This window comes from Bacteroidota bacterium (genome assembly GCA_034439655.1).
Classification (GTDB): Bacteria; Bacteroidota; Bacteroidia; order UKL13-3; family UKL13-3; genus CANJUD01.
The window spans coordinates 1-4553 of sequence record JAWXAU010000188.1 but is presented as its reverse complement, the minus strand read 5'-3'; the positions used below and the strand labels follow the sequence as shown (position 1 = coordinate 4553).

Here is a 4553-nt window from a genome sequence, read left to right as displayed (position 1 = left end):
GTTCGCGGCGAGCGATACTACAATAAAATAAAGTGTCCGTTATAATTTGGCTTTTCTTATTTGAATTATGAAAGAGGTCTAATATATAATAGTCCAAAAAAAGGGACGGATGTTTTGTTGATTGCTAATAACATTCTAAAAACTAATCCGCCACAGCCGGAGAACTATTATAGTTTAAGAATCAGTATATATGTTCCCATAGCCCCGATTCATAGAAACGCTCTCAGTTTAATATCCCCATATTGAGTAAACTGCCATGTCCACAAAAAAATATAAAGCATAGGCACCTATATATATGGCGGAAATATTATCCAAGCATCAAACTATCGCAGCAGCTATCCCGCTACACGACACTGTTCAATTTTAATATAATCAAAACTACTGATTATACAAACAAACAAACTTCTAACAACTACTACTATTAGCAAAAATATGGAGAACACATTGGCAATTTCTCTTTTTTCAAAGTAGGTATGTAGTGCCTTTGGCAAGTAGTATAAAACTACTAAGAAAAAATACTATAAGGTAAAATATATATTTGTGGTATAACCCACCTTCACCTCAACATTGCTTTGTGTAACAGCTTTAAAAGGACTAGCAGGCGTAATGGTAACGGTATACATTCCAGCGGGCAAACCATTGAGCATATATGCTCCCGATGAATTAAAATTGGATGAGTATGACAGGCCTTCTGTTGATATAGCTGTTACAGTGGCTAAAACTCCCGCAGGTGAAATAGTACCCTTAACTACACCGCTAGCAACTAGGTCAATCGCTCGTATAACTGGTTTTAAAGTGTAGCTTCCATTACCTTCTTGTACAATGGATTTGTTTGCATCAAAATCAAGGAGTACGATATTCGCTATGCCCTCCACCATAGTTTGATTTGCCCTTATCTTCAATCCCGCTTGCTCAGAACTAGGACTGTTTAACGGATAACTTACCCCTCCTACCACTAACATATTGTTTGACCCAAGTATAAGTTTTATATATTCTACAGTAGCGGTTTGCAGCTCTCCCGCTGCTATTAATGTATCCTTTCCGTTCGAAAGGGTAAGTAAGTTATAGATGCCGCTTTGTACATTTAGCTTTTCCGCCTTTCCGTCACTCCCTATTACTTCCGCACCTTGCAGATCAATATATACTGCATTATAAGGCCCTGGAGCATCAGTCATTCTAACATTGTATGTGTACGTTGAGGCAATATTTTGCTTTTTACATCCATTAAATGCTATCGCAAACAAAAAACTAAAGAATATAATGTGCAGCGCTTTCATTTTTGTCTTTATATAGTAACTTAATTATTACAATACAAATTTCGCTTGCTTTGTTGCCGAGGGCATTATATATTTCTTGCTAAAAGTTATATAATTACAAGATTTGCGGTTTGGTGCACTCTATGTAAATAATACCGAAACTCATTATAAAATGGTCTAAAGAAACGAAATAATTTTTTACTTAGATGATGAAAAAAATCTTTGCATAGCCAAGGCTACAGAAATATTTTTTGAAGAAATATATCCCGATAGCCCGCCGCGGCGGGGGAAGAAAAGGATAAACTTAATCGGATTATTGTATAATGGGTATTGGTATAACAGTGCATTCCCTGACTCAATACTTTTAACACAGAATATCTTGTTTTCCTATTGATGCTGCAAAAATAATGCAAAATTTTCTAAAAATGATTGTGATAGTGCTGAGGTGGTTTTTAGTTATGATAGTGTTATACTTCAAACCCACCATTTGTAATCTTTCCCTATATTCATTAACTTCGCGGCAAATTAAAAAAAAGATAATGGCATACGATTTAGACATGATTAAAGCCCACTACGCCCGCCTTGGCGGCCGTGTGGCAGCCGCACGCACAGTAATTGGAAAACCCTTAACACTTACCGAAAAAATATTATATAGCCATCTAACCGAGGGCAACGCAAATTCTGCTAACGAACGATTGGTAAGCTATGTAGACTTTGCTCCCGACAGGGTAGCCATGCAAGATGCAACGGCACAAATGGCTTTGCTACAGTTTATGCAAGCAGGTCGTCCTAAAGTAGCTGTGCCCAGCACCGTACACTGCGATCATTTAATCCAAGCAAAAGATGGGGCGGTTCAAGATTTGAATACTGCCAATGATAAAAACAAAGAAGTATATGATTTCTTGGCTTCGGTTTCCAATAAATATGGAATTGGATTTTGGAAACCAGGTGCAGGTATAATACACCAAGTGATTTTAGAAAACTATGCTTTCCCTGGCGGGTTAATGATAGGTACCGATTCTCACACCGTTAATGCAGGAGGGCTTGGTATGATTGCTATTGGTGTAGGTGGAGCCGATGCCTGCGACGTAATGGCTGGCCTACCTTGGGAACTTAAATGGCCTAAACTTATTGGCGTAAAACTAACTGGCAAACTAAGCGGTTGGGCTTCTTCAAAAGATATAATATTAAAAGTAGCAGGTATACTTACCGTAAAAGGTGGAACCAATGCCATATTAGAATACTTCGGCGATGGTGCTGATTCGCTTTCATGCACAGGCAAAGGAACCATTTGTAATATGGGTGCCGAGATAGGAGCAACCACTTCTTTGTTCTGTTATGATAATAAAATGGCCGAATACCTCAGAGGTACGAGTCGTGCTGCTATTGCCGATGCTGCTGATACTGTTACCGAACATTTGCGTGGCGATAAAGAAGTATATGAATCTCCCGAGAAATATTTTGATGAAGTAATCGAAATCAACCTTTCTGAATTGGAGCCTCATATCAATGGCCCCTTCACCCCTGATTTGGCCTGGCCTATTTCTAAATTTGCTGCTGCCGTAAAAGAAAACAACTGGCCTGCCGAACTAGAAGTGGGATTGATTGGTTCATGCACCAACTCGTCTTATGAAGACATAACACGTGCGGCATCCATTGCCAAACAAGCAACTGATGCGGGACTGAAGACAGTTTCCGAATTCACAATTACTCCAGGATCTGAACTAGTGAGATATACTGTTGAACGTGATGGATATTTGAATACATTTGAACAAATGGGCGGTGTTGTGCTTGCCAATGCTTGTGGTCCTTGTATTGGCCAATGGGCCCGTCATACTTCTGATCCCAATAAAAAGAATTCTATTATAACTTCATTCAATAGAAACTTCGCCAAACGAAATGATGGTAATCCCAATACACACGCTTTTGTGGCATCGCCCGAGATTGTTACTGCACTCGCTATCGCAGGTAATTTAACTTTCAACCCCCTTACTGATTATCTAACAAACGCTGCTGGCGAAAAAATAAAACTACAAGAACCCCAAGGCATCGAAATGCCTATTAAAGGTTTTGCGGTTGAAGATGCAGGCTTTGTAGCCCCTGCAACCGATGGTAGTAATGTAAATATTGCAGTATCTCCTAGCAGCGACCGTTTGCAGTTGCTTGAGCCCTTTTCGGCTTGGGAAGGAACCGACTTAATGGGTTTAAAATTATTAATTAAAGTAAAAGGAAAATGTACCACCGACCATATAAGTATGGCGGGTCCTTGGCTTAAATTTCGTGGCCACCTAGACAATATCTCCAATAATATGTTGATTGGTGCGGTAAACTTTGCCAACGATAAAACCAATAATGTAAAGAACCAACTAACAGGCGAATATGGCGAAGTGCCAGCAGTGCAACGTGCTTATAAAGCTGCCCATATCGGCAGCATCGTGGTAGGTGATGAAAATTACGGCGAAGGCAGTAGCCGTGAGCATGCCGCCATGGAGCCCCGCCACCTTGGTGTGCGTGCTATCTTAGTGAAATCTTATGCCCGTATCCACGAAACGAATTTGAAGAAACAAGGTATGCTTGCATTAACTTTTGCCGATAAAAACGATTATGATAAGATTCGTGAATACGATACTTTCGATATCATTGGTCTAACTTCTTTCACCTCAGGCAAACCTTTAGGCTTAGTCATAAACCACACCGATGGAACTTGTGATACCATTATGATAAACCATACCTACAACGACCAACAAATTGAGTGGTTCAAAGCAGGTGGTGCATTAAATATTATAAGACAACAAATAGCGTAATTTTCTTCCTACACCGTCATTCTGAGTTGGCTTCCAACGAAGAATCTGTCGAATCGAAGACTAAATAATATTATATATTTAACCCATGGAATTTGGCCGCGTGCAACCCCGATGAACTAGCACATATAACCTCCAGCTCGCAGATTATATAAGAAAAGACGAAAGGGCTGCACGCATTAAAGAATGGTTAGCCAAAGGTATCAAAGCAGCATCTTTTTTGGTACGCAACCACGATGAAATAAATACACCCGTAATTGCCGACTCTGTGGTTCAAAAACTCAAAGAAGTTTACGGTTTGATGTTGGAAAGGTCGGAGTTGATAAAATCGTTTTAGAGCAGCCAAACAATTCCAAAGCATACTCAAATGAGAAAAGTTATTATACCAATTCTTAAACTATAATAGTTCTCCGCCTGTGGCGGATTTGGTTTGTAGAATGGTAATGCCGAACTACATCCCGAAAGCCCCGCTTAATCCCGATAATTATCGGGATGC

Annotated in this window: 2 protein-coding genes; one reads left to right on the top strand and one right to left on the bottom strand. The window is 39.7% G+C overall.

What is annotated here, in order from left to right; all coding sequences use genetic code 11:
* Positions 1 to 518 precede the first annotated feature (518 nt).
* The gene (locus SGJ10_14100) at positions 519 to 1277 is read right to left on the bottom strand and encodes a DUF4382 domain-containing protein (GenBank protein MDZ4759255.1); all 759 of its coding nucleotides are present in this window, start codon (positions 1275 to 1277) and stop codon (positions 519 to 521) included.
* Positions 1278 to 1795: 518 nt separating this feature from the next.
* Between SGJ10_14100 and SGJ10_14095 the strand changes: the two genes are divergently transcribed.
* Complete coding sequence (locus SGJ10_14095; protein MDZ4759254.1) at positions 1796 to 4060, top strand: aconitate hydratase; 2265 nt, start codon at positions 1796 to 1798, stop codon at positions 4058 to 4060.
* Positions 4061 to 4553 lie beyond the last annotated feature (493 nt).

Excerpts from the sequence above, each read along its gene's own strand:
- SGJ10_14100 (MDZ4759255.1), bottom strand. The coding sequence starts at position 1,277 with ATGAAAGCGCTGCACATTATATTCTTTAGTTTTTTGTTTGCGATAGCA.
- SGJ10_14095 (MDZ4759254.1), top strand. The coding sequence starts at position 1,796 with ATGGCATACGATTTAGACATGATTAAAGCCCACTACGCCCGCCTTGGC.